At 70.0% G+C, this 24,766-nt stretch carries 21 protein-coding genes, 1 tRNA gene and 1 riboswitch; of the genes, 6 read left to right on the forward strand and 16 right to left on the reverse strand.

Annotated features, from left to right (window positions below; translation table 11 throughout):
- Positions 1–2: 2 nt before the first annotated feature.
- From msrB to ACFRAQ_RS10535, 3 genes are all read right to left on the reverse strand, one after another.
- The gene (gene msrB, locus ACFRAQ_RS10525) at positions 3–455 is read right to left on the reverse strand and encodes a peptide-methionine (R)-S-oxide reductase MsrB (protein ID WP_379097101.1); all 453 of its coding nucleotides are present in this window, start codon (positions 453–455) and stop codon (positions 3–5) included.
- A 9-nt stretch (positions 456–464) separates the two neighbouring features.
- Positions 465–1,751, reverse strand: coding sequence for a glycosyltransferase family 87 protein (locus ACFRAQ_RS10530; RefSeq protein ID WP_379097104.1), 1,287 nt, complete (start codon positions 1,749–1,751; stop codon positions 465–467).
- A 354-nt stretch (positions 1,752–2,105) separates the two neighbouring features.
- Positions 2,106–3,668 carry an alpha/beta hydrolase gene (locus ACFRAQ_RS10535; protein WP_379097107.1) on the reverse strand — a complete coding sequence of 521 codons (1,563 nt, stop codon included), beginning with the start codon at positions 3,666–3,668 and terminating at the stop codon, positions 2,106–2,108.
- A gap of 186 nt (positions 3,669–3,854) precedes the next feature.
- Here ACFRAQ_RS10535 and zapE point away from each other — a divergent pair, with 186 nt between their 5' ends.
- The 3 genes from zapE (at position 3,855) to ACFRAQ_RS10550 (ending at position 7,883) form a co-directional block, all read left to right on the forward strand.
- Positions 3,855–4,877, forward strand: coding sequence for a cell division protein ZapE (zapE, locus tag ACFRAQ_RS10540; protein ID WP_379097110.1), 1,023 nt, complete (start codon positions 3,855–3,857; stop codon positions 4,875–4,877).
- Positions 4,878–5,023: 146 nt separating this feature from the next.
- A complete protein-coding gene (locus ACFRAQ_RS10545) occupies positions 5,024–5,827 on the forward strand; it encodes a tyrosine-protein phosphatase (RefSeq protein WP_379097113.1) in 804 nt (267 codons plus the stop codon).
- Between the two features lie 310 nt (positions 5,828–6,137).
- The gene (locus tag ACFRAQ_RS10550; protein WP_379097116.1) at positions 6,138–7,883 is read left to right on the forward strand and encodes a TlrC/CarA/OleB/SrmB family ABC-F type ribosomal protection protein; all 1,746 of its coding nucleotides are present in this window, start codon (positions 6,138–6,140) and stop codon (positions 7,881–7,883) included.
- On the opposite strand, the gene ACFRAQ_RS10555 is transcribed toward ACFRAQ_RS10550, so the two are convergent.
- The gene (locus ACFRAQ_RS10555; protein WP_379097119.1) at positions 7,864–8,400 is read right to left on the reverse strand and encodes a GNAT family N-acetyltransferase; all 537 of its coding nucleotides are present in this window, start codon (positions 8,398–8,400) and stop codon (positions 7,864–7,866) included. The two genes, ACFRAQ_RS10550 and ACFRAQ_RS10555, sit on opposite strands and share 20 nt — an antisense overlap.
- A gap of 8 nt (positions 8,401–8,408) precedes the next feature.
- Entirely contained in the window at positions 8,409–9,641 is a 1,233-nt protein-coding gene (locus ACFRAQ_RS10560; RefSeq protein WP_379097122.1) for an MFS transporter, read from the reverse strand.
- A 315-nt stretch (positions 9,642–9,956) separates the two neighbouring features.
- Here ACFRAQ_RS10560 and ACFRAQ_RS10565 point away from each other — a divergent pair, with 315 nt between their 5' ends.
- Positions 9,957–10,940, forward strand: a complete 984-nt coding sequence (locus tag ACFRAQ_RS10565) for a hypothetical protein (protein WP_379097125.1) — start codon at positions 9,957–9,959, stop codon at positions 10,938–10,940.
- A gap of 127 nt (positions 10,941–11,067) precedes the next feature.
- The gene (gene rox / locus ACFRAQ_RS10570; protein ID WP_379097128.1) at positions 11,068–12,495 is read left to right on the forward strand and encodes a rifampin monooxygenase; all 1,428 of its coding nucleotides are present in this window, start codon (positions 11,068–11,070) and stop codon (positions 12,493–12,495) included.
- A gap of 187 nt (positions 12,496–12,682) precedes the next feature.
- Here rox and ACFRAQ_RS10575 read toward each other — a convergent pair whose 3' ends face one another.
- From ACFRAQ_RS10575 to ACFRAQ_RS10615, 9 genes are all read right to left on the reverse strand, one after another.
- Entirely contained in the window at positions 12,683–13,894 is a 1,212-nt protein-coding gene (locus ACFRAQ_RS10575; RefSeq protein WP_379097131.1) for a hypothetical protein, read from the reverse strand.
- Positions 13,895–13,976: 82 nt separating this feature from the next.
- Positions 13,977–14,282, reverse strand: a complete 306-nt coding sequence (locus tag ACFRAQ_RS10580; RefSeq protein WP_357094104.1) for a hypothetical protein — start codon at positions 14,280–14,282, stop codon at positions 13,977–13,979.
- A gap of 93 nt (positions 14,283–14,375) precedes the next feature.
- Positions 14,376–14,448 (reverse strand) — tRNA-Gly (locus ACFRAQ_RS10585).
- A 138-nt stretch (positions 14,449–14,586) separates the two neighbouring features.
- Positions 14,587–15,903, reverse strand: a complete 1,317-nt coding sequence (locus ACFRAQ_RS10590) for a hypothetical protein (protein WP_379097134.1) — start codon at positions 15,901–15,903, stop codon at positions 14,587–14,589.
- Positions 15,900–17,573, reverse strand: coding sequence for a cutinase family protein (locus ACFRAQ_RS10595; RefSeq protein WP_379097137.1), 1,674 nt, complete (start codon positions 17,571–17,573; stop codon positions 15,900–15,902). The genes ACFRAQ_RS10590 and ACFRAQ_RS10595 overlap by 4 nt, the downstream gene beginning before the upstream one ends.
- 17 nt (positions 17,574–17,590) lie before the next feature.
- Positions 17,591–18,247: a hypothetical protein gene (locus ACFRAQ_RS10600; RefSeq protein ID WP_379097140.1), complete on the reverse strand. Its 657-nt coding sequence runs from the start codon at positions 18,245–18,247 to the stop codon at positions 17,591–17,593.
- A gap of 494 nt (positions 18,248–18,741) precedes the next feature.
- Positions 18,742–19,620: a MinD/ParA family protein gene (locus tag ACFRAQ_RS10605; RefSeq protein ID WP_379097143.1), complete on the reverse strand. Its 879-nt coding sequence runs from the start codon at positions 19,618–19,620 to the stop codon at positions 18,742–18,744.
- A gap of 3 nt (positions 19,621–19,623) precedes the next feature.
- Complete coding sequence (locus ACFRAQ_RS10610) at positions 19,624–21,249, reverse strand: hypothetical protein (protein ID WP_379097146.1); 1,626 nt, start codon at positions 21,247–21,249, stop codon at positions 19,624–19,626.
- Between the two features lie 22 nt (positions 21,250–21,271).
- Entirely contained in the window at positions 21,272–22,651 is a 1,380-nt protein-coding gene (locus ACFRAQ_RS10615) for a hypothetical protein (RefSeq protein ID WP_379097149.1), read from the reverse strand.
- Positions 22,652–23,013: 362 nt separating this feature from the next.
- On the opposite strand from ACFRAQ_RS10615, the gene ACFRAQ_RS10620 reads away from it, so the two are divergent.
- Positions 23,014–23,670: a hypothetical protein gene (locus ACFRAQ_RS10620; protein WP_379097152.1), complete on the forward strand. Its 657-nt coding sequence runs from the start codon at positions 23,014–23,016 to the stop codon at positions 23,668–23,670.
- A 4-nt stretch (positions 23,671–23,674) separates the two neighbouring features.
- Here ACFRAQ_RS10620 and ACFRAQ_RS10625 read toward each other — a convergent pair whose 3' ends face one another.
- Positions 23,675–23,989, reverse strand: a complete 315-nt coding sequence (locus ACFRAQ_RS10625) for an SMR family transporter (protein WP_357283170.1) — start codon at positions 23,987–23,989, stop codon at positions 23,675–23,677.
- Positions 23,990–23,998: 9 nt separating this feature from the next.
- Positions 23,999–24,062, reverse strand: a riboswitch (guanidine-III (ykkC-III) riboswitch).
- Between the two features lie 83 nt (positions 24,063–24,145).
- Complete coding sequence (locus tag ACFRAQ_RS10630; protein ID WP_379097155.1) at positions 24,146–24,763, reverse strand: LysE family translocator; 618 nt, start codon at positions 24,761–24,763, stop codon at positions 24,146–24,148.
- Positions 24,764–24,766 lie beyond the last annotated feature (3 nt).

Below are 24,766 nucleotides of genomic sequence, written 5' to 3' on the forward strand. Positions count from 1 at the left end.
GCTCAGCTGGTGGAGTCCTCCGCGGGCTGCAGTCGCAGTGAGAGGGAGTTGATGCAGTAGCGCTTGTCCGTGGGCGTGGGGTAACCCTCGCCCTCGAACACGTGCCCCAGGTGACTGTGGCAGTTGGCGCACAGCACCTCGACGCGTCGCATGCCCAGGGAGTCGTCCTCCACCAGCACCACCGCGTCCGACTCGGCCGGGTCGAAGAACGACGGCCAGCCGCAGTGCGAATGGAATTTCTCGGTGCTGCGGAACAATTCGGCCCCGCAGGCCCGGCAGGAGTAGACGCCCTCGGTCTCGGTGTCGGTGTATTCGCCCGTGAACGCCCGCTCGGTGCCCGCTTCGCGCAGGACACGGTATTCGTCGGGGGTCAGTTTGGTGCGCCATTCCTGCGGGGTGAGCTGGATGCGCGGGACCGGCAGGGCGGTCGGGGTGGGTTTGGCGTCGGAACTCATGTTTCCACGCTAGTACGCCGCGCCCGCCTTGGTTCGGGGCGCGACGACCGGTTCCGGTTCGGTGGCGGCCCACTCTGGGTGCATCCAGGCCGGGTCCAGGGACTTGCCGGCCCGCAGCCGGCCCTCGCGCTTGGCGGCCAGATAGCGGTCACCGAGGACGCAGAACGCGACGATGAGCAGCAGGCCCCAGCCGAAGGTGGTGCGCAGGTACTCGACCACGCGGCCGGGGTGCTGCCAGCGGTCGGAGAGCCACTTGTCGTAGGACATGAACCCGAACACCGCGACCCAGGCGGGCCAGTTGCGCATCACCGAGTTCGGCAGCACCACGGTCATCAGCAGCGGGAACAGGTACATCGAGTAGTACATCTGGCCCAGCGAGCCGAGCAGCAGGGTCGCGGTGATCATGATGCCCGCCGAGGTGCACACGAAGAACACCTCGTCCTCGCGGTAGTAGCGGTACAGCATCCACAGCGTGAGCGCCACGATGGCGGCCATGGCGATCCGGATGACCCAGACCAGCCAGTCGGCGACGCCGTAGTAGGCGCCGTTGCCGACGATCGCGCTGTTGAAGTAGTCGCGCGACTCGGTCAGGTAGGGCAGCGTGTGCGACCAGAACTGGTCGAAGTCGACGATCAGCGGCCACGCGATCAGGTTGAGCGCCACCGGGATTCCGAGCGCGGTGATGAACACCTTCCACTGCCCGCGGGCCAGCGCGATCAGCAGCAGCGGCGCCAGCAGCGGCCCCTTGACCGCGATCGCCAGGCCGAGCGCCACGCCCGCCCACAGGTCCTTGCGCTTCAGGATCAGGTGGATGAACACCATCATCGACAAAAACAGACAGCCGTTGATGTTGGTGAACACCAGCGTGTTCGTGACCGTCTCGGAGGCGAACATGCCCAGCAGCAGCGCGGGCGCGGCCACCGACTTCACCGAGTAGTCGAACAGCTTGAGCAGCAGGTACCAGGCAAGCAGGATGGCGATCGCGTTGACCAGGATGAACCCCCACCGCGACTTCTCCGGGTCCAGGATGGCCAGCGGCGAGATCAGCAGCGTCCCGCTCGGCGGGTACAGGTAGTGGGGGTCGGTGGTGTCGTAGTTCTCACCGTAGATGGCGTGGTGGTTGAGGAACGCCAGCGAGGCGTTGTACACCGGACGGAAGTCGTCGGTGATGAACCCGTTGACAGCCTTGATGAACACCCGGTTCAGCACCGTGAGTATCGCGAACGGCCACAGGACGAAGTTCAGTACTTCGGATGTGGTGCGAGCGGTGCGGGGCTCGAGCTGGCGAAGGAACACTCGGGCACGGTACACCGAATCCCCGCGTCACACATGCGCCGACCCGCAGTTCCGCCTCTCCGGGACCTCAGCGGGCGGCTCGGGTGCCGTCGTCCGTTTCTCATCCGTGCCGGCGGCTGGGTGCCGAACCGATTTCGGACGTACCCGGCGAGTTACCCCGAACGTTGCGAGATCAGTGGTTGCGATGGCATACGGGGGGACAATTCGACGCAGCCTCTGGTGCGACGGTCGGCCTTGCCCACGGTGTCGGCCGCCGCCGTGGGATGGCCGACGCGTCACGTGGTGCGGCCAGCCCTGGTCGATGGAGGTTGCCGGTCCTTGTTCTCGAGCCCGAAAAGGCGCGCGGCCGCGGTGTCAGGCGGGGCAGGCGGTGCCGTCCGCGGGGAGCTTTCCTTCCTTCAGGTAGTCGGCGAGGGATTGCTGGGCGCAGCCGGAGTGGGCGAAGGTCGGGTGGCCCCAGCCCTGCCAGACGACGGTCGCGGTGCGGGCTCCGGCGGTGCCGAGGGCGCCGGTGACGGTGGGCCGTCCGTCCTGACCGGTGACGGGGTCGGCGCTGCCGCCGATGACCAGGACCGGGAGGGTGAGCTTGTCGGGCAGTGCCATGGGGGTGGCGGCGGGCCAGGCCGAGCAGGCCATCAGGTCGATGGCCGCGACCTTGCCGAACACCGGATAGTGGGTGGCCCAGGCGGTTTCGAGTTCCTTGGCCTTGCCGGGGGTGGAGGGCTCGTGATTGTCGGTGCAGCGGTTGACGTATTCGCCGTCGGTGGCGATCGCGGCGGTGGCGCGCAGCACGAACGGGGTGATCGGGCCGCGGTCGCCCTTGCCGAGGGCGGTCAGGGCGTCGGCGAATTCGGTGATCTGCTGGTTGCCGTGGGCGCGGGAGTCGCCGAGGTAACCGCTCAGCGTGGTCACGAACGCGGAGGCGGACAGATCGGGCAGCTGCCCGGCGGCGGCCCGGTTGGCGAGGTCGACGACCGTCGCGCGCGGATCGGCGCCGAGCGAGCAGTTCAGGGAGGCGCAACGCTGCGCGTAGGCGGTGAGCGCGGCCTCCTGGCCCTTCACCTTCTGTTCGGCGCGCCCGTTGGCGTCGAGCCCGATGGCCTGGGGCGAGTCGAGGATCAGGCGGCCCAGTTTGGGTCCGTACTTGCGCGCGTAGTTCAGCGCCACGTTCGCGCCGGTGCCGGTGCCCAGCAGCGCGATGTGGTCCACCTGCAACTGCTTGCGCAGCTGTTCGATGTCGTCGGCGGCGTGCGGCGCGTCGTAGAGGCCCTGGCCCGGGGCCAGGAAGTCCAGGCAGGCCACGGTGGCCTCGCGGCCGGCGGTCGCCATGGCGTCCACGGGATCGGTTGTGCCGCGCGTGAATTGGGCCTGGTCGGCCAGCACCCGGCGTTGCGGGTCGGTCATACAGCTGACCGGCACCGAGCTGCCGATGCCGCGCCGGTCCACCGCGATGATGGGCCGCGCGGCCAGCAGCGCGCTGGCGGGCCCGGCCGCGAGTCCGGCCAGGGTGGAGGTGGAGGACCGGTCGGATCCGGAGGTCAGCACCAGCGGCGCCACGTCCTTGGGCGTCCGGTCGTAGCGAGCGCGCAGCACCGCGTTCTTGAAGATGCCCGACACATTGCCCGCGATATCGATCTGCGCGGTGTACTCGGCGCATTCGAGCACCAGACCCTGTGGCGGCGCTCCGAGCGAGAGCAGGCTGAACGTCGGTGCGGTGCAGTCCTTCCACTGCAATTCCGCCTTGGGCACCTCGGGTGCGGGCGGGGGAGTGTCGGCGGGCGCGGTGGTGGGGGCGTTTCCGGCCTGGTGCGGGTGTTCCACGGCGACGGCGGGCCGGTCGGACGGCCCGGCCCCGCAGGCGGTGGTCACCAATACCGTCAGTGTCGACGCCAGCAGAGCGGCCCGAGTCCAGCGCATGCGCTACAGCCTGCCAGGTCGGGCACGCGGTTTCAGCCTCGGGTGCGGGCGCGTTGGCCATCGGATGCCATCCGCGTCGGGTGCGGGATGCGATCCGGGTGCGGGCGCGGCGGGGTTCTGTGAGCTGAATCGCATTCGGCACATGCTGCGTAAAGCCCCACGCGGGCCCGGATCTACGCTGACGCAGTGCAGAAACGCCTCGTCGACAGCCACCCGGAGGTTCCGGCCGACCAGCTCGTGGCCCAGATGGTTCCGCCGCCCACCTTCGACGAGGTGAGCTTCGGTTCCTACATCCCGGATCCGAAGGAACCGTCGCAGGCCGCGGCCGTGCTGAAGGCCGAACTGTTCGCCGATCAGGTCACCAAGCTGCGTAAGGCCGCGGACAAGAAGAGCCTGTTCGGCAAGAAGAAGCCGGTGCAGGGCATCGGCCTGTATCTCGACGGCGGCTTCGGCGTGGGCAAGACCCACCTGCTGGCCTCGATCTTCCACAGCGTGCCGAACCCGAAGTCGTTCGGCACCTTCGGTGAGCTCACCAATCTGGTTGGCGCGCTGGGTTTCAACAACGCCGTGGAGCGGCTGTCGGCCAACAGCGTGCTGTGCATCGACGAGTTCGAGCTCGACGATCCGGGCGACACCATGCTGGTCTCGCGGCTGCTGACCGAGCTGACCGCGCGCGGCGTCTCGGTGGTGGCGACCTCCAACACCCTGCCGGGCCAGCTGGGCGAGGGCCGTTTCGCGGCGCAGGACTTCCTGCGCGAGATCAAGAAGCTGGGTTCGCTGTTCGAGCCGATCCGCGTGGACGGCCCCGACTACCGGCACCGCGATCTGCCGCCCGCCCCGGAGCCGACCTCGCAGGAGCTGCTGGTCGAACGGGCCACGGCCACACCGGATTCCACGCTCGACGACTTCGACGAGCTGTTGAAGCACCTGAGCACCCTGCACCCGTCCCGCTACGGCGCGCTGATCAGCGGCGTGTCGGCGGTGTACGTCTCGGGCGTGCACCCGGTCACCGATCAGGCTGTCGCCCTGCGCATCGTGGTGCTGGCCGACCGGCTCTACGACGCGGGTACCCCGGTGACGGTGTCGGGCGCGAAGCTGGACGAGATCTTCACCCAGGAGATGCTCGACGGCGGCTACCGCAAGAAGTACCTGCGCGCGATCTCGCGTCTGCTGGCGCTGTCGCGTTTCGAGGCTCCGGTTCACGCCTGATCCGGTTCCGGTGGGCTCGGGGTCTCCGGTGAGATCCCGGGCGTTGCCCACCCCGGTGGCTTTCATAGTTTGCCGGGGTAATAGATTTCGGTGGTCAGCCAAAACCGGGTCGAAGTCGGTTTTCGGCCCCGGAAGGGAGCCCCACCTTGCGTAACCGTGCTGTTCAGGCCGCCGCGGCGGTCACCATCGCCCTGTCCGCGAGTCTCGGTTCGGTGGCGACCGCCGTCGCCGCCGACCCGCCGGCCGCCACTAGCAGCGTGCTGGTCAACACCGACAACCGCGCCCTCGGCCTGACCGGTGTGCTCAACGCCCGCGACGCCGGCGGCTACCGGACCGCTGACGGCCACACCGTGCGCACCGGCCTGGTCTTCCGCACCGGCGAACTGAGCAAGGCCACCGACGCCGACCTGGCCAAGCTCACCGCCGACAATGTGGTCTCCATCCACGACCTGCGCACCGGCTACGAGCAGCTGATGGGTCAGGACAAGGTGCCCGCCGGAGCCACCGAGCACCACGACGACATCATCGGCCAGGCCCCGCCGCAGGTGATGGCCTCCACCCTGTCCGCGGGCACCGACCTGTACCGCGCCTTCATCACCGCGCCCGGCGCGAACGAGGGCTTCGCGAACGTGCTGCGCGACATCGCCTACAACCCGGGCGGCGTGCTGTTCCACTGCACCGCGGGCAAGGACCGCACCGGCTGGACCTCGGCGGTGCTGCTCACCCTCCTGGGCGTGGACAAGGACACGGTCTACTACGACTACCTGCTGTCGAACTACTACCGCGGCGCCAAGGACGGCGACATGCTCAACGGCGTGACCGCCTCGGCGCTGGACTCGGCCTTCGACCAGGCGACCAAGAGCTACGGCAGCTTCGACGGCTACGTGCGCGACGGGCTGAAGCTGACCGACGCGGACATCGCCGCACTGAAGGCGAAACTGCTGGCCTGACAAGGCGTTTCACACTTCGTGAACAGCACGGTCGAGCGCCGGGCGGGTGATCCCGCCCGGCGCTCGCCGTGTGTGTGATCCCGATCAAAGTGGTTGACGACCCTGTCGCGTCACCGCTACCGTTCGAGTCCTCATGGGTTTCGGTTTCCTTTTCTTGTGATCGCGTCGCCGCGTTGAGCACCTGCTCCGCCGCGACTCCCTCCCCACGCGTATCCGCTGGTCAGTGGCTCGTATTCGCCTGTCGGCGACCGATTTTCGCGTGGGTTCCCCCACGATCCGGCTCGCGCGCGAGCCAGAACAGGAGACCCCTGTGCTTTCTGTCCAACCCTCCGCGGTATCCCAGCTGACCCTGTCCGGCGTCACCAAGCGCTACGCCGATCGCGTGGTGCTCGACGAGGTGAGCCTGTCCATCGGTCCCGGTGAGAAGGTCGGCATCGTCGGCGACAACGGGGCCGGGAAGTCGACTCTGTTGCGGCTCATCGCCGGTCGCGACCGGCCCGACAACGGTGATGTCGTCGTGCGGGCGGCGGGCGGTGTCGGCTATTTGACGCAAACCCTGGAGCTCCCGCCCACCGCCACCGTCGTCGACGCGATCGACCTGGCGCTCAGCGATTTCCGGGACCTGGAGTCCCGGATGCGCACGGCCGAAGCCGATCTCGTCGCCCCGGGCCCGCTCGGCAAGCGGCTCGACGCGTACACCGACCTGGTGGCCCGCTTCGAGGCGCGCGGCGGATACACGGTTGACGCCCGGGTGGACGCGGCCCTGCACGGCCTGGGCCTGCCGGACCTGGACCGAAATCGACTGCTGGGCACGCTGTCCGGCGGTCAGCGGCGGCGGCTGGCGCTGGCGGCCACCCTGGCCTCGTCGCCGGAACTGCTGCTGCTCGACGAGCCCGCCAACGATCTCGACGACGGCGCGGTCGAATGGCTGGAACGTCACCTGCGGGAGCATTCCGGCACGGTGGTCGCGGTGACCCACGACCGCGTCTTCCTCGAGCGCATCACCAAGATCGTGCTCGAGGTGGACGGCGGCGCGGTCACCCGCCACGGCAACGGCTACGCCGGCTACCTCACCGCCAAGGCCGCCGAACGCCACCGCCGACACCAGGAGCACGACCGCTGGCGTGCCGAACTGTCCCGCAACCGCCGCCTCGCGGAGTCGAATGTCGCACGCCTGGACGCGATTCCGCGCAAACTCCCCCTGGCGGTCTTCGCCGCGGGTCCCTTCCGGACCCGCAGCCGCGGCCACGGCGCGCAATCCCGCATCCGCAACGCCAAGGAAAGGGTCTCCCGCCTGACCACGAATCCCATCGCCCCACCCCCGGACCCGCTCCGCTTCACCGCCGATCTCGCCCTCCCGGACGCACCGGCCGCGCCGCAGCCGGAGTCGGTGCTGTCGGCGGGGTCCGCGCTGCCGCCGGTCGCCGAGTTGAGTTCGGTTGTGGTGCAGGGCCGTTTGCGTCTGGCCGGGCTGCGGATCGGTGCGGCTGATCGGATGCTGGTGACCGGCCCCAATGGCGTGGGCAAGACCACGCTGCTGCGGCTGCTGGCCGGTGAGCTGGCCGCCGACTCGGGCGTGGTCACGGTCCGCGGCCGGGTCGGGCATCTGCGACAGGAGGAGACGTCGGGTCCGGCGGATCGAACGGTGCTGGAGGCGTTCGCGTCCGGCCGCACGGGCTACCCGGACGAGCATGCCGACGCGCTGCTGGCGCTGGGCCTGTTCCGCCCGGCCGACCTGGGCCTGCGGTTGGGCGAGCTGTCCTACGGTCAGCGGCGCCGTGTCGAACTGGCCCGGCTGGTCACCGATCCGGTGGATCTGCTCCTGCTCGACGAGCCGACCAACCACCTGTCCCCGAGCCTGGTCGAGGATCTGGAGCAGGCCCTGGACGGCTACACCGGTGCGGTGGTCCTGGTGACCCACGATCGCCGTATGCGGCAGCGGTTCCGGGGCAGCCACGTCGAATTGGTCGCGGGCGATGCCGAATCGGCGGTTGCCGGTGCGGTCGCCGCTCGCGGGCGGCGTGTCAGAACCAGTGTCAGAACCGGTGCAGCATGACGTAGTCGTGGTGGAGCCGGCTGCCGACGGTGAAGGTCTTGGTGCCGGCCACGGTGAAGCCGTGTTTGGTGTAGAAGCGCTGGGCGCGCACGTTGTCCTGGTTCACGCCCAGCCACACCGCGATGTCGCCGCCGGTGCGCGCCGTCTGCAGGGCGGCGCGCATCAGGGCCGCGGACACTCCGTTGCCGTGCTGGCCCGGCAGCACGTACATCTTGCTGAGTTCGGTCACCGGGCGCTGCGTGACGACGGCGGCGACGTCGGGGTTCGCGGGCGGCATCGCGTTGAGCAGCGCGTAGCCGACGATCTTCTCGTCCAGGACCGCCTTGAGCACCGACCGCTCCCCGTCGTCGAGGTACTCGCGGAACCGGTCCGCCGACAGCACCTCCGCGATGAACGCCGCCATGTCCTCCGGTGTCGATCCGGGCGGGCAGGCGAGGGGAAAGGTCACGGCGGCCACGGCGGCGAGCTCGTCGGCATCGTCCGCGACCGCCGGTTCGATTGCTACGGCGTCGCTCATGCGTCCAGTCAAGCAGGCTCCGCCGCGGGTTCGGTGGGCGAGGGGGCGGTGGTGGCGCGCGGGTGGAAGACGCGGGCGAACCCGATCAGCAGCACCGCGAAGGCGAGCGGAATCGCGAATCCGGCCCGCATGTTCACGGCGTCGGCGAGCACGCCGACCACCGCGCCGCCGACCAGGGTGCCCGCGTAGTTGAACAGGTTGAGCCGCGCTATGAGCGCGTCGAGGTCGCGGCCACTGGTGAGTTGCCCGGCTTCGCTGAAGCACAACGGTGCAATCACCGGCAAGCCGATTCCGGCGACCAGGAATCCGAGGATCGCCACCGCCGGTCCGGGTGCGGACACCACGATCACCAGGCCGATCGAGCCGACCGCGGCGGCGGTCCGCACCACGGTGCGCGGGCCGAAGCGGCGCACCCACAGGTCGCCGGTCAGGCGGCCGAGCAGCGAAGCGCCCTGATAGGCGGCCAGTGCGAGCGCGGCGGTCCAGGAGGACGACAGCAGTTCGTCCTTCAGGTACAGCGCCGACCAGTTGCCGACCGCGAGGTCGATGGCGAAGGCGAGCGCGATCACCGTGCCGAAGATCCAGAAGATGCGCACTGGCACCGAACTGGTCGTTTCCTGTTCGGCCGGACCCGCTTCGGCCTCGTCGGTGCCCAGCAGGCGCGGCCCGGCGGCCAGGCACCCGGCCAGCACCACCGCGGCGGCGATCAGGATGGAGATCGTCAGCGGCATGTCCAGCGTCTCGAACGCCGATACCAGCAGCGCGCCCGCGACCGATCCCGCGCTCCAGGCCGCATAGAACGAGACGAGCACGAAGCGGCCATAGCCGTGCTGAATGAACACCGCCTGCATGTTCGTTCCGGCGTCGACGATGCCCAGCGCGATGCCGTACACCGCGAGCGCCGCGAAGAGCGCGATCTTGTTCGGCGATACCGCGATCGCCACGCCCGCCACCACGATCAATGCCAGCCCGATCCGCAGCGCGGTCCGGCTCGACCAGCGCAGCGCGATCCGCTCGGCGGTGATGCTGCCGGCCCCGGCGAGCAGCGAGATCATCGCGACCGAGGCCACGATCAGGCCGTCGGTGAGCCCGAATTTGTCCTTCTGCTGCGGAAGTTCGGTGAGGATGACGGCCAGGAAGAACCCCTGCAGCGCGAACGCCGCCGAGTTGGCGGCGCGCGCCGCCCTCAGGGTCGGGTGTAGCGCGCTGAGCTGCGGGTTCGGGGACTGCGGCGGGAGCATTTCGAAAGAGTAGCGGCGGGGGCGCGAGCGGGCATCCCGGACATTACCGGGGCATCGGGGACGGACCGGTTGGGGCGTGGCCGGTCACGACTATTGTCATGGCGCGAAGTTCGGTCTCGGCATCGCGGTCGACGATTACGAACCGCGACGCGCTTGATCACACGCGGCTCGCGGTTGCGTAACGAATCTGGTCGCTTTGCTGCCGGTGGGTGCATGCGCTGCGGCACTCTGGAAGTGACAGCTAGGGCTGGTGGTTTCCGATGAGGCGGGAGCGGCCCCTGCGGTGAGTGTGGTGGCTGGGGTGATCTTGTGAGCATGAGGCGAGCGGATGGTCAGCGCGACCGGTCGGTGGCTCTCGCCGACCCGGTCTCGCGCGTGAATCCCGCGGCGGCGGTGACGGATTCGCCGGCCGCGGCGGGCAAGGGTCGTGCCGCGGGCAAGGGTCATGCGGCGGGGGAGCGGTGCCGGGAAACCGACTGTGCGGACTGCCGTCAGGATGTGCGACGGCTGGAGTTCTGGTTGCGCGGGCAGCTGCTCGCGGCCGGAGCCGAGGAGGTGAGCCTGGGTACGGTAGTCGGCGCGCACACTGTTGATGTGTTGTGGCGCAAGGGTGATCGCACCTGTGCGATCGAGGTATCCAGTGCGCCACCGGAATTGACGCGCGCCCGGCTGATCACGGCCGAGCTGCGGACCGGCGGGTGCGGTGAAGTCCTCTGGATCTGCCCGCCCGGGTTCTGGACCGCGCAGCTGCCCGCGCTGGCTCTCGACGATTTCGCCGCCGCGGGCCGCGCGTACCGGGTGACCGGCGGGCTGCTGACCGCCGGGCCGGGCGGTGTAGTGTCGGCGCGCCAAACCTCGTGCGAACTGGACGAATTCGTGACGGGCTGGGTGGCCGCCGAAATAGCGTTCGGCTGCCGCGACGAACACACGGGAGGATGGGCGACAGTGACCGACTGGGAGCGCCACACCCGCACGCAGGCCGCGGTCATCGCCCGCCAGCGTCAGGAACTCACGAATCAGCGCACCGCGCTGGCGCTGGCCCGCAAGGCCACCCGCGACAAGTCCAAACAGCTGCTGCGCCTGAACCACCGCCTGGAGCGCGCCGAGATCGCGGCTCAGCAGCAGGCCGACGACCTGGCTCAGACCCGTCGCCGCATCGCCGACCACAATCGGGTGGACGCCACTTTGCGCCTGACGGTCGCGGCCCAGAAGTCGGCGATCATGCACTGGCAGCTGATCACCTGGTTCGCGGTCCTGGTGATCGTGACGTTCATCGCCGCGGGACTCGTCCTGAAGTAGACGATCGCGTTCGAATTTCCCTCCCCCTTCAACGTATATCGCAGTGGGGGGCTTGCGGCAAGGCCCCGGGTATGCCGCAGAATCGTCGACCGTAAGGCGATGACCTGCGGAAATCAGGAGGGCGTTCATGGTCGATGTGATCATTGTCGGGGCCGGGCCGACGGGGTTGATGCTGGCCGCGGAGCTGCGGTTGCACGGGGTCGGAGTGGTCGTGCTGGAGCGCGATCCGGAGCCGACCAAGGTGGTGCGGGCGATGGGGATGCACGCGCGCAGTCTGGAGGTGCTCGATCAGCGCGGGGTCGCGGATCGGTTCGTGGCGCTGGGCAAGCAGCACGACCCGAGCGCGTTCTTCGCCGGGATCGTCCCGTCGAAGCCGTTGACGTTGGACAGCTCGTTCCCGTTCGTGCTCGGCCTGCCGCAGCCGATCACCGATCGCCTGCTGGCCGAGTGGGCGGTCGAGCTCGGCGCGGAGATCCGCTACGGCGCGCTGGTGACCGGGCTGACCCAGGACGAGACGGGCGTGACGGCCGAACTGGCGGACGGTTCGACACTGCGCTCGCGCTACCTGGTCGGCAGTGACGGCGGCCGCTCTGCCATCCGCAAACTGGTCGGCGTCGACTTTTCTGGCGAACCGGCCCGCTTCGAAACCCTGCTCGGCGAGGTCGAACTCACCGCCCCGCAGGACGAGGTGATGGCGACGGTCATGGAGGTCCACAAGACCCACCGCCGTTTCGGCGCGGTCCCGCTCGGTGGCGGCGTCTACCGCCTGGGTGCCCCCGCTGACGGCCTCGCCGAGGACAGTGACACCCCGCCCACCCTCGACGACCTCACCCGCCAGGTTCGCGCCCTGGCGGGCACCGACTTCGGAGCCCATTCCCCGCGCTGGCTGTCGCGTTTCGGCGACGCCACCCGCCTCGCCGACCGCTATCGCGTGGACCGCGTCTTCCTCGCGGGCGACGCCGCCCACATCCATCCCCCGAATGGCGGCCAGGGCCTGAACCTGGGCGTCCAGGACGCGGTGAACCTCGGCTGGAAGCTGGCCGCCGCCGTATCCGGCTGGGCCCCGGCCGATCTCCTCGACACCTACGAATCCGAACGCCGCCCCGTGGCCGCCGACGTCCTCACCACCGCCCGCGCTTCCAGCGAACTGACCTCCCTCGACCCCGGCCAGCAAGCCATCCGCCGCATCCTGACCGAACTCATGGAGTTCGAGGACGTTCACCGCTACCTCATCGAAAAGGTCACCGCCCTCAATATCCGCTACGACCTCGGCTCCGCCGACGACCTGATCGGCCGCCGCCAACGCGACGTCCCCTTGAAGAACGGCCGCCTCTACGAACACCTGCACCAGGCCCGCGGCCTTCTCCTCGACCAAACCGGCACCCTCTCGATCACCGGCTGGTCCGACCGAGTCGACCACGTGGTCGACATCAGCGACCAACTCCCCGCCCCGGCACTCCTGCTCCGTCCCGACGGCCACATAGCCTGGGCGGGCTCGGACCAACAAGACCTCCTGATGGCGCTGTCCCGCTGGTTCGGGACCGCCACCCCGTGATCGCGCACCTGCTCGCCACCGGCGAGACATCCGATGAGCGGTCCGGCGTGATCGCGGTGCGCCGCTTCGTGTTTCCGTACCGGCGGCGGTCACAGCCGTGACCGGCGCGGTCTGTACCAAGATCACGGAGCGGTCCTGGCGGAGAATCGGGCGAGATTCGTCGGTGAATGCTCCCTGATCTCGGTGGTCAGCGGGTGAGGCGGAAGGGGCCTCGGTGCCACTGCCAGTCGTGGCGGTGGACCAGGGCGGCGAGGTCGAGGAGGGTGAGCCCGCTCTCGGTGCGGAAGGCGTCGAGGGCGGGCCAGGTGAGCGGGCCTTGGGAGAGGCGGCTCATCAGGGTGGACTCGTGGTGGGTGTCCACCTTGCGGGACAGCAGTTCTGGGAGGCCATGGCGGCTGCCGGTCCAGGTGAGCCAGCCCCAGCCGCGGGTGAAGGCGGCCGCGCGGGAGGCGGCGGCACGGGTGCGCTGGGGGTGCAGGGCCGTGTGGGCGAGGGGGGAGACGTCGATGAGGACGGTGCGGCCGTCGGTGAAGGTGGCTGCGGCTGTGGGGTAGTGGACGCGCTCGCTGCCGTCGAGGTCGTAGGTGACGGCGACGGGCAGCTCGCGGAAGGTCTCGACCCGCGAGCTGGTGTCGAGCAGCCGGAGCAGGCGGGCCTGCAACGCGGTGTCGAAAGTCACTTCGCGACCGAGCTTTTCGGAGAACATGTGGCCGCGACTGTCGTCGTCGTAGTCGAGGCGGCCCGCCGGGAGCGCGGGCAGCGGCTCGGGGCTCCCGCCCTCGGGCCATTCGGCGCGGCGCAGCCACGGAGCCCAGACGTCGTCTCCCGCATCGGCGGTCGTGACCGCGGCGGTCCCGTCCTGCCCCGGCCCGGGCAGTAGATGCCAGCGTCCCTTCTGCTGCCAGCCCGCGATGCGCTGGAAGACGAAGCCCGCCAGGCGTTTCGCGTCCTGGAGGTCGTGTCCGGCGAGGCGGAGTTTCAGGTAGGCCCAGTCCTGGGCGGCGATATCGCCGTCGGTGGCATAGGTTTCGGCGAGCAGGGCGCGCACGAGGCGTTCGTCGCCGTGGCCGACGGGGTACCGCTGGGCGAATACCGACAGGTCGGGCTGGCCGGTGGCGAGGGTCTGGCGCAGCATGGCGCCGACCGCGCGGGTGTAGAGCTGGCGGGCCCGGTCGCGGGAGACCCCGAAGCGCGCGCCGAGCAGCGTCAGCGTTTCGGGGTTCTCGCCGTCGAGTCCGAGTCGGCAGGTGATGAGTTCGGCATCGCGGGGCCGGTCGGCCGCCACCTCGGCGGCGAGGCCCGCCAGGACTTCGTGGACGTGCTCCAGCCCGAAGTCGACCCCGTCTGCCGGGTCGTCGCGCAACAAGGTGCGCGCGGTGCGTGTGTCGCTCGTCGTCAAGGCGGCCCCTACCCGTGTTCGCCAGTCTGTTCGACGAGCGTAGCCGGGGCCACCGACAGTCGGCGCTGTACGCGCGGGAGGGTCAGAGGACGGCGTTCATGATGGTGCCCGCGCTGGTGGCGACGATGCCGCCGATCATCGCGCCGGCCACCATCTTCGGCGAGGCGAGCCCGCTGCCCGACCACTTCTCCCAGGCGAACCGGCCGCCGGCGTAGGTGATGGCCATGACGCCCGACAGCAGCACGAACCAGGTGAAGTAGCGAACCAGCTTCATGAGTTTGTCCGCGACCGGGGGAGTCTCCGGGGTCGGGTTTCCGAGCTGGGCGAGTGGGGCGGACACGAGGTCATACTGGGAGAGCACAGTGTCGTGGAAGGCGCTGAGCAACATGGTCACCCTGCAAAGGTACCGCGAATTCGGGCCGACATGCCCGGGAATGTGCGCCAGATCTAGTGCGCGAGAACAACTTTCGTTGTCGTGTTGAGCGGATGACGAGATTCGAACTCGCGACCCTCACCTTGGCAAGGTGATGCGCTACCAGCTGCGCTACATCCGCATCGCTTCCGTTCCGGCGTCTCCGCCCGTCCGGCTGCGAGAGAGAACATTAGCCCACCCGCGCGCCAATTCCAAAACGCCCTGGCTAACCCTGAGTACCCCTGCCTGCCACCTCGCCTTCCGGGCCGGGTCGTACCGGCTATTTCGGGGTGTCCTCGTTCATCGGGACCAGTGCGGAGATGAGGGTCGCGCCGCCGAACTGCGTGGTGATGACCAGTTGCGGGGCCCAGGTGCGTTTGGTGGCGTCGGGATGCTGCTCGGTGACGACCATGATGTGCTGGCCGTCGAACGGCCCGGGCATGATCTGCACGCAGTAGGTGGTGCCGACCGGTATGGAGTCGATGCCCGCCTGGATCTGTTCGATGGACGGCGCGGGTGCGTCGGGTGCGTACATCTCGCGCACGGCCTTGCCGGATCGGTCGACGTAATACCGGTTCTGGAGTGCGAGGATCGCCTCCGGCCCGGACCGCGTGCTACCCGGTCCGTTGCCGCGGACGGTGCCGCCCTTGGCCTCGTTGGGGCACAGGTTGGCGGGCAGCCCGGACGCGGGTTGATCGGTGGCGGCGGTCGTGGCGGGAGCGCCGGCGACCGGGGCCGCCGCGGGCGTGGTGGCCCCGGCCTTCGCACGCTGGTCGTCGCCCTCGCCGACCTTGGCGATCTGCACGACGATCGCCGCCGTCACCACGATCGCTGCCAGGGCGCCCAGCACGGGGACCGCCCACCCGCGTTCGCCGGTGGCGGGGAACCGGAATCGCGGCCCCGATCGGGTCGGGTGGGGCGCTCGCCTCAGCGGTCGGCGTTCGTCCGGGAACCCCCATTCCGAGGATCCGCGCTCGCGGGGCGGGGTGAAGTCGCTGGACGCCCGATCCTGCAGGGAGTCGTACACCGCCTGGGCGCGAGGGGAATCGTGTGCGGTCCGGGTTCGCTGCGCGGCGGCCTCACGGGACGACGGTGTCGGATGCGTTGATGGCTGGTGTGCTGGCGACGCCGGGTGCGGGGACGGCTGGTGTGCTGACGATGCCGGGTGCGCCGCCCGGTACCGCGAGGCAGGCTCGCTCTCCCGGGTCTGCGGCGGCTCCGAACTCCTCGCGTGCGACGGCCCATCGCCGGTCCGCGCCGGGGAAACGTGGTCCGCGGTCCAGGCATCGGATCGTCCATGGGCTGATCGGTTGTCGGTCGTGCTGTGTTCGGCCCGGTGCCGCGCCTCGTATTCCGCGGCTTCGTAGTCCCCGGTCTCGTCGTCGTAGAACTCGTCGTATCCGTCGTCAGGATCGTCGTCGTACGCGTTGTGGACGTCGTGGCCGCGCGTCGACCCCGCATACGCGTTCCGCGGCGGCGGCCCGCTCGCGCCGGTGATCCAGTCCGCCCAGCTGCCGGTGTACGCGCCCTCGGTCGCGGGGGTGGGCGGTTCCGCCCCCGGACCCGTTGTCCGCGAACCTGATTCGGTGGTGCTCATGGCGTCGCCTGCGGGATGAGGTTGGGAATCAGCGGTGCCCCGCTGCTCGGCGTCGTGGTGAGCACGCCGCTCGGCACGGTGGTGGCCGCGCCGCTGGACGGGGTGGTCGTGGCCCCGCCGAGCGGGAACTGCCCACCCGGCACGACCGTGGTGGTCGCGGTGGTGGTGCCCGCGAAATCCATTCCCACGCTGGGCTTGTCGCTACCGCCTCGCGGTGTGGCCCCGGGTGTCGCGGCTCCCGACAGGTCGTGTGCGACGGCAGCGAACCACCGTCCCACCCAGTCGGTCGGGCTGGCCCCGAATCCCGCGCCCTGGGCGTGGGTGTAGTCGTGCTTCTGCGCGGTGTCCCAGTATCGCACCCACGTGGTGATGTCGAGCAGATCCTTGTTGTCGGTGACGTTCTGGGTGACGGCGGAGAACGCCTGCGTGGTGAGTCTGCTGATGGTGGTGGGCGGCACCAGGTTGGCCGCGGCCCCGACCAGTTTCGCCCCGAACACGGCCAGTCCGGCGATCGGATTCGCGAGTCCGGCGGTGGCGATCTCGGCGATATTGCCCGGCGTGAGAATGTCTTTCACCACGGCCACGATGGAGTTGATGGCGATGGTGCCGACCTTGAGCAGCGCCTGGAACGCGCCCGGGATGTCGACCTGGGTATTGGGGTTGGAGGCGTCGGCGATGCGCTGCGAGATGGATTTCTGCGGCTGATAGGACATGTCGGTGAGCGAGGTCCCCGACAGGTCCTTGTTCACCACGGAGGTGGCGGTCTTGATGGAGGTGAACGCCAGCGCCTCCGCGATCGACTTCAGTGATCCGATCGGGTCTCCGGCCGAAAGCTCCACCTGCCCCGCGATATTGGCGACGGTCCGCACCAGCGGCGCGCCGACGGGGGTGTCGCAGGCCAGGTCGCCTTCGGTGCAGAATTCGGCGACTCGCCCGACCAGCGACCCGAAGTTCTCCAGCGTGCCGGAGTCGGGCGCGATGCCCGCGCCGGAGGCGGTCTTGGTGGCGGGCGGATCACCCAGCCCGGCAACCGTTTTCCCGTCGGTTCCGGGTGCGGCGGTGGGCAGTTTCTGGTCCGGTTTGCCGGGGAACAGCGGCGCGTTGGCATTGCGGTTCGGGTCGCCGAACAGGGCGACGGCCGCGACCTTCTCGGCGGGCACGGTCCCCTTGCCCGCCCCGACCTCCTGCGCGAAAACCGAGGCCACGTGCGCGCCCTGCGAGTATCCGGCGATGGCGAGCCGCGTGTTCGGGCACCGGTCGGTGATCTGTTTCGCCATGGACCGCAGTCGTTCCAGGCCGCCGGTCACCGACTGGCTGTAGGTGGTCTTGGAGACGGCGACCACGCCGCCGAAGGACGCCTCGTAGGGCACGTAGGCGCGGTCGACGAGGCCGTCCCCGGCGTCGGCCATCATGGGCCGGAACACTTCCGACAGCATGCCGGTGTCGGTGGTGACGGCGGCGTCGGGGGAGGATTCGCCGGTGCCTTGGATGCCGAGCGCGTACAGGGCCGGGCATGTGTCGATCGGCACCGTGGTGTCGGGCGGGCCGCCGTGGGCCACGGCGAGGTCGAACACGCCGGGCCCGGCGGCCGCGGTCCCCACCACGCAGACGGCGGCGGTGAGCAGCGCCGCGCTTCGGAACCATCGGGTGGACAGCAGTTGTCGATGCACGACGCACCTCGTTCAGGTTATGGGCCGACTGGGTCCGCGCCGTGTTGCGCGCGTTCGGTGATCCGGGTCCCGGCTGTGCGTGCCGCGGTGAGGATCTGCTCGGCCAGGAGCCGAACCGGTTGCGGGGGAGTGCGGGTGGGATCGCCTTCTTCCATCGGCGAGACTCCGGCGGCGGGATCCCAGGCCGCCATCTCGTAGGGTTCCAGCGCCCGCCATTGTTCGAGCCACCCGAGCCGCCAGGTGCGGGCGCCCAGCTCGATGGCCAGTCCTTCCATCTCCTCGCGCCGTTGCGCGACCGGAACCGGCAGCGGCCGAGCCGAATCCGCCACCGTCAGCACCCCGACGACCGCGCTCCCGGCGGGCGTCGCCCGCGCCTGATGCGCCAGCAGCGCGCGGTGCAGCGCGTTGACCCCGCGCAGATGACTCCGCCCGACCAGCACCACCAGCGGCGAGTCCATATCCGCGCCCGCGCCGATCCGCGCGGGCCAGCGCTGCCCGGCATCCCCGGCCCAGCGCAGACTGGCCGCGAGACTGCTGACCCCCGCCCCGCCGTGCACGCCGACCAGCCACAGCAGCGGTGGCCGGGGCGGCCGGTTCGGTACCGCCCGATGCCACATCGCGACCGGGGGCACGCCTGTCGGCGGGGGAGTCTGGTCGACAGCTTCGAAGAGCATGTCGCGGCCGCGCGATCGCTCGCTGACGTCGCCCTGGGGATGGTGCTGTCCGTCGTCCGGTTCCGGCGGGTTCGCGCTGCCCGGGCTTGTCCTACTTGCGTTGCCGGGAACGGTCAGGCTCGCGGTGGGCGGCGTCGTCGTGCTCGTGCTGCTCGGCGTCGTCGTGCTCGTGCTGCTCGGAGGAATAGTTGGAGTTGTGCTGTTCGGAACGGCTGGAGGCGTGCCGCTGGCAACGATTGGAGTCGCGCCGTCCGGGGGCGGCGGGTTCGTGCTGACCAGGGTTGTTCGTGGCGTGCTGCTCGTGGGTGGCTGGATCGGTTCGCTCGGGGGCCGCTCGGCCGGGCTACTTGCGGCCGGTTGGTTTGTGCCGGAGGGTGTTTGCGGCCGGTTCGGGTCGGCTGGGGGCGTGGCCGCTGTACGCCAGGCTCCGGCCCCTCGGGGCTGCCACGAGGCGGACGGTCGGGGCGTCGCCGGTCCCGGGAGCTGGGTGCTGGTCATCGCAGCGCTCCCAGCAGGGTGAGGTAGGCGTCGCGGGTTTCGGCGGCGAGCCGGTGCCAGGAGATGGGGCCGCCGGTGGCGAGGTGCAGGTCGAAGGGGATCTGGACGACGGCGCGCACCCAGGAGCCCAGGTGGGTGCGCACGTGGTCGATGACGGTGGCGGTGGAGCCGGGCACCTGTTCGGTGAGGACGATGACGGCGTCGCCGACGACGAATTCGCTGAAGTTCTCGTCCAGCCAGGTGAGCGCGGGCTGCAATCGGTTGATGGCGTCGGGCCGTGCGGCCACCGTGATCACCAGCCCGACGCGGGGATCGGACAGCAGGGGAGCGGCCAACCGGCTGGTGACCGGCGCGCCGGCGTCGAAAACACCCAGTAGTCCGGCGTTTTCGAGATATCTGGCCACCGAGGTCAGGGATTCCCTGCGCGGCAACGGGTCCGGTGTCCGGGTCAGCACTCGCACGCCGGTGGAGGTCTGTCCCGAGCAGGCCCCGACGCTGGCGGCCGTCCCCGGATCGCGGGTGCCGAGCCAATTCTGGAGTGAGCTCACGGGTGCGGCGGTATCGCAGCCCCGCAAGGCCACGTCCCCGCCGCCGAGCGTGGCGTCCACCACGACCGGCCACACCTCGCCGTCGCTGTCCACCGCGGCCGCGGCGGCCAATCCGAGCGCGGTGGTGCTGGCTCCCGACGACCCGGATCCGCCCAGCACCAGCGCCGCGGGCACCGCGGCCCGCACGAGTCGTCCCCGCCCGCCGTGCAGTGGCACCGCATCGGTGGGTGACCCGGCGGGGCCGGGCCGCATCAGGTCACTGTCGTACGACTCGCCCTCGCCGCCGTGGCCGGCCGGTGGCCGGATCCGGTCGTCGATATCGACCATGGCTCACCGGCTTCCGGCGATGATCGAGGTGATGGTGGTGCGCCCGTCGCGGGTGGCGGTGGTGATGACCTGCTGCCACGAGGTCTGGGTGCCGTCGGGGTGCTTCTCGTCGACGGTGACGTTCCACCGGTCGCCGTCGGCCTCGGTGATGGTCACGCAGTGCTTTGTCCCGGCCGGTGTCGCCGAGATCGCGTCGCGCGTGGCCTGTTCCGGCGCGACGCGGGCATCGGCGCTGAGCACCGACCGCACCGCCGCCGCGTCCCGCAGCACGTACCACGCGTATTCGAGCCGCATGATCACCCCGGGCCCGCTGTCGAGGTTCCCGGCCCCGGCCCCGCTCACCCGCTGCGGCGTATCCGACTCCCGGCACCACACGGCCAGTCCCGGCTGATTCCCGCTGGCGGTACTCGTGCGCGCCGGGCCCGCGGACGTGCTCCCCGCACTGTTCCCCGGAACGGCCTGCGGCTCACTCGAATCCCCGGCCGACGACACCAGCCACGCCACGCCCGCCACGATCACCAGCGCCAGCGAAACCCCGGCAATCGCCAGGGCTCGTGCCCGGATCCGCATGCGCCGTTGCGTCTGCACTGCCCGCCGCCGCGCCTCGTCGACCAGCGCCGCCATCGGATCCTCGGCCCGCAGATCCTCCACGGCCCGCCACTCGTCGTCCCACCCGGAATCCCGTCCCACCGAAACCGGCTCCGCGACGGCCCCTTCCGTCAGCCACGAGGCCCACCCCGCCACCTCCACCGGCTGGGTCCGGGCCTCAGGCAGGTCCCCGACCGGCACGATCTCCGGCATCACCGGCCGCCGCCCAACCCCTTCACCCGCCACCGATTCCCCACGGACCGCAGGTTCGGTCACCGGCTCCTGATCCTCGGACGGGCCCGATTCGCGTCGATGCCGCGACGCGCCAGGCTTGGGCACCCGCCGCGTGGCCGCGAATTCGGCCTGGTGTGCAACGGGCGTGGCTGCGGAGTCGGCCTGGTGTGTAGCGGGCGTGGCTGCGGAGTCGGCCTGGTGTGTAGCGGGCGTGGCTGCGGAGTCGGCCTGGTGTGCGACCGGCGTGGCCGTGGAGTCGGCCTGGTGTGCGACCGGCGTGGCCGTGGAGTCGGCCTGGAGTGCGACCGGCGCGGCCGTGGAGTCGGCCTGGAGTGCGACCGGCGCGGCCGTGGAGTCGGCCTGGAGTGCAACGGGCGCGGCCGTGGAGTCGGCCTGGAGTGCAACGGGCGCGGCCGCGTAGTCGGTCTGGTGTGCAACGGATTCAGTCCGGTGCGGACCGGATTCGGTCTGATCCGCCCCGGATTCTGTCTGCCGCGCCCCGGATTCTGTCCCATCGGCGGTCTCGGCCCGTGATCGGTGAGTCCCGGCTCCCGCTCCCGCCTGCTGGGCGGTGGGTTCGGTTCGGGGCGTGGTGGTTTCTGGACGCGCGTGGCTGCCTGGTCGCGCGGTCGAGACGGGTTGGGGCTCGGGCGCGCTGGGCTCGAGCCGCAGGAAATCGCTGTCCGGCCGGTCCGGTGCGGGCTCGTGGTGGTGCGCCGCGGCGGCCGGGTCGGCGGCGCGGGGTTCATGCTGGGCGGGTAGGGGGCCGGGGGCGGAGTCGCTGCCGGCGTTGTCGTCTGCGGTCACGGCGTCATCCGTGTCGTTGCGGTCACGCGCCCGGCGGGGCTGGCTGCAGGGCGGCGATGAAGGCTTCCGGGGTGATCGCGGGCATCTGCGCCACCGCGGCCCGGAACGAATCGACTTGCGCGTTCACGCCTTGCACCACCTGCTCCACCACGGGCGCGGCCTGCGGCACCGCCGCGGCAACCTGCTGCCCCGCATCGGCCACCACCTGCTGCACCACCGGCGCGGCCTGCGCCACCGGCTGCTCCAGCACCGGAGCCACCGCCTGCGCGACCGGCGTCACCTGCTGCTCGATCGCGGCCCCGACCTCCTGCACCGCGGGCACCGCCTGTTGCGCCACCGGCGCAACCTGCTCGATCGCCGTAGCGACCTGCTGCACAACCGGAGCCGCCCCCTGAGCCATCGGCGCGACCTGGTCGATCACCGCCCCGAGTTGCTGCAACGCGGGCGCGAGCACCTGCGCGACCTGCGCGGGTACTCCAGGTAGCGTGATGAAAGCCGAAACCGGTTGCACCCCAGGTGAACCCGTCGCTGAGTCCGCACCGGGTGCCTGCGCGGCGGCATCGATGAGCGACACCGGGGCAGCCGGAGGCGTGGTCGGTGTGCCGCCGGTCAGGCCACCGAGGACACCGCCCGCGACGGCTCCGAGTGCTGCGCCGACGAACATGCCGGGGAATCCACTGATCAGTGAACCGGCCAAGCATCCAACCGAACCGCCGATGCCAGCGCCTACCGGTGCACCAACGCCGCCCGTGGGAATGCCGCCGATTGCTGCTCCGGCGACGCCACCGATGATTCCGCCGACCGCGCAACCACCGACAACGAAAAGCCCAGTGCTGACCATGCCGACACCGGCACCAGCGACACTGCCCGACACGCTGCCGGCGGCCATGCGGTCGGATTGGTCGCGGGGGAAGCCCAAGCTGTCATAGAACGCGGCGATCTGCCACTCCGCCATGTCGAGATAGGACTGAGCCTTGTCTCGTGACTTGGTGTCAACGAAGTCGGGAAGCACGACGGAATTCGTTCCCACACGCAGCTTGTGCGGGTCCGTGGGCATCACTTCCGGCGCGCTGGCCGAGGGCTGTTCCGCCTGAGGCGGTGTCACCTCCGGCTCGTCGCCCTGTGGCTGAGTGGCCTGCGGCTGAATGATCGTGTTCTGCTGCGGCGAGGGCGTCGTCTGCTGCTTGGGTCGCGGCCGGTTCGGGGCCGGGATGGGCGGGTCGGGGATGTAATCCGCCGGGCTGGGCGCCGCGGGCGGCGGGGGCTGGGTGCTCAATCCCGGCTGCCCGTCGCCGGGCACGGCGAGCCCCGGTTGCCCCGGCGCCGCGACGGCGACCCCTTGGCCCGCGACGAGCGCGATGGGCAGCATCGACAGCAGGATCGACGTTCGTTTGGTCTTCATCTCCCCGGTTCCCCTTCCCCGAACGGACAGCAGCGGGCTCGCGACCCGATCCCCCCGAACGCCAGGGCATTACGCACCACTGGCAGATGACACAGGCGGCCCACCGGAATCAGGTCCCGATGATCCATCATCAACCCCACCACCTGCGATGATCATGTTGCGGCCCTGATGTTACCCGGATCGTGGGTCCCCGCAACCGGTTCCGTGACAGGAGTGACGAATTGTTAAACCGATCCGATCAACACCGCTGGACCCTCCGTCCGGCCCGTCCGCGTCATAGAGTGAGCCCGACCGCGCGGCCGCCGAACTCGCGTCCCCGCAACGCTTCTCGACCGTACTCGGGTTGTCCGGGAGGAATCATCGTGCGCGCCAATTCAGCACACCACGCGCAAACTTTCACCGCCGCACTGGCGGCCTTACTCGTCTCGGCGACCGCCGTCACCGTCTCTGCCTGCGGTCTGGGCGACGAGCCCGCCGCCAAATCGACCACCGCGGCGGCAGATCCGTCCCGCCCGCCCGCCGACGTGCGCTGGGAAAACTACCAGGGCGTCCAACTCCCCATCGGTGGCCACGACGGCCCCAGCAAACTCGGTACCACCGCCGCGGGCTACACCCGCACGCCCCAGGGCGCGGCTTTGGCCGCCATCAACCACAGCACTCGCCTGTCCCTGGCCCCCGACGGCATCTGGCCCCAGGTGGCCGCGATCTCCCTGATCCCCGGCGCCGCCAAGGATTCCTGGGTCCTGGCCCGAGCCCAGATCTCGATCACCGCCCCCGCCAACCAGACCGTCGCCCCCCACATCGCCGCCTACAAACTCACCGCCTACACCCCCGATCGCGCCGACCTCACCGTCTACGCCACTTACTCCGACGCCAGCGTCACCGCGTCCACCGAAACCGTCGTCTGGGTCTCGGACGACTGGCGACTCCAGCTGCCCGACCCTTCCGCCAAAACCCCGACGATCCAATCGGTCCCCGCCATCCCCGGCGACGCGGTGAAGCTGGCCCCGGCCAAATAACCTTCTACCCGACCAGCTTCAACCCCATCACACAGGCGACGATCCCGCCGAGCAGCACCAGCTTGACCGCGCTGACAGCGGCCTCCCCGGTGGCCATCGAATACACGACCGTCAACACGGCCCCGATGCCCACCCAGACGGCATATGCGGTCCCCACGGGCAGTCCGCGCATGGCGTACGCCAGCCCCGCCATACTCACCACCAGTGCGACGCCGAACACGGCGGTCGGCCCGAGCCGGGTGAATCCCTCCGACTTCCCGAGCGCGGTAGCCCACACGGCTTCGAATATCCCGGACACCACCAGCACCAGCCACGACATGACAACCTCCGAAGGCCGTCTTGTCGCACGCCGGGTACGGCTCCCTCGTCCGGGCCCCTGATCGGGACTACCTCCACCATCGCAAACGCCCAGCGATCCGGGCAAATTTCCAGATGGTGATATCGGCCTCCGCCCCCGAACCCGCGCAGCTCACACCTATTGGTTCTGCACGGCCAGCCGTCCCGCGAGTGCGATGAACGAGACCCCGAACACACGGCGCATCCACGTCATCACAGCGGGGCGGGAAATGATGCGGCCGCGCACCCCCGCCGCGAAGGCTCCGTACACGGCGAACACCACGAAGGTCGCGAGCATGAACAGCCCGCTCAGTTCCAGCATGCGCACGGTGGCGCCGGTCGAACCGGTCGGCACGAACTGCGGCAGGAACGCGAAGAAGAAGATCGTCAGCTTCGGGTTCAGCACATTGAGCAGAACGGCGGACACGATCACCCGTCCCGCCGTGGGCGCGGCCTCGGAACCCTCCTCCGAGATGGCGAGAACTTCCTTGTCCCGCAGCGTATTCCACGCCATGTAGAGCAGGTACGCCACGCCCAGGTACTTCAAGGTCTGAAACGCAACAGCACTGGCGTTGAGCAGCGCCGCCAGCCCGGTGATGGCCGCCACCATATGCGGCACGATCCCGAGCGTGCACCCGAAGGCCGCGATCACACTGGCCCGCACCCCGCGCGCCAACCCCGCGGCCAGCGTGAACAGCACCCCGGTACCCGGCGTCGCCACAATGACAAGCGTCGTCAACAGAAACTCGATGCTCATCTC

This window comes from Nocardia sp. NPDC056611, from assembly GCF_042792755.1.
Classification (GTDB): domain Bacteria; phylum Actinomycetota; class Actinomycetes; order Mycobacteriales; family Mycobacteriaceae; genus Nocardia.

What these genes read in the sequence shown, in the direction of transcription:
- rox (WP_379097128.1), top strand. Translation starts at nt 11,068, where the DNA reads ATGGTCGATGTGATCATTGTCGGGGCCGGGCCGACGGGGTTGATGCTG.
- ACFRAQ_RS10600 (WP_379097140.1), bottom strand. Translation starts at nt 18,247, where the DNA reads ATGCTCTTCGAAGCTGTCGACCAGACTCCCCCGCCGACAGGCGTGCCC.
- msrB (WP_379097101.1), bottom strand. Translation starts at nt 455, where the DNA reads ATGAGTTCCGACGCCAAACCCACCCCGACCGCCCTGCCGGTCCCGCGC.
- ACFRAQ_RS10625 (WP_357283170.1), bottom strand. Translation starts at nt 23,989, where the DNA reads ATGTCGTGGCTGGTGCTGGTGGTGTCCGGGATATTCGAAGCCGTGTGG.
- ACFRAQ_RS10555 (WP_379097119.1), bottom strand. Translation starts at nt 8,400, where the DNA reads ATGAGCGACGCCGTAGCAATCGAACCGGCGGTCGCGGACGATGCCGAC.
- ACFRAQ_RS10615 (WP_379097149.1), bottom strand. Translation starts at nt 22,651, where the DNA reads ATGAAGACCAAACGAACGTCGATCCTGCTGTCGATGCTGCCCATCGCG.
- ACFRAQ_RS10580 (WP_357094104.1), bottom strand. Translation starts at nt 14,282, where the DNA reads ATGTTGCTCAGCGCCTTCCACGACACTGTGCTCTCCCAGTATGACCTC.
- ACFRAQ_RS10630 (WP_379097155.1), bottom strand. Translation starts at nt 24,763, where the DNA reads ATGAGCATCGAGTTTCTGTTGACGACGCTTGTCATTGTGGCGACGCCG.
- ACFRAQ_RS10565 (WP_379097125.1), top strand. Translation starts at nt 9,957, where the DNA reads ATGAGGCGAGCGGATGGTCAGCGCGACCGGTCGGTGGCTCTCGCCGAC.
- ACFRAQ_RS10605 (WP_379097143.1), bottom strand. Translation starts at nt 19,620, where the DNA reads ATGGTCGATATCGACGACCGGATCCGGCCACCGGCCGGCCACGGCGGC.
- ACFRAQ_RS10590 (WP_379097134.1), bottom strand. Translation starts at nt 15,903, where the DNA reads ATGAGCACCACCGAATCAGGTTCGCGGACAACGGGTCCGGGGGCGGAA.
- ACFRAQ_RS10560 (WP_379097122.1), bottom strand. Translation starts at nt 9,641, where the DNA reads ATGCTCCCGCCGCAGTCCCCGAACCCGCAGCTCAGCGCGCTACACCCG.
- ACFRAQ_RS10535 (WP_379097107.1), bottom strand. Translation starts at nt 3,668, where the DNA reads ATGCGCTGGACTCGGGCCGCTCTGCTGGCGTCGACACTGACGGTATTG.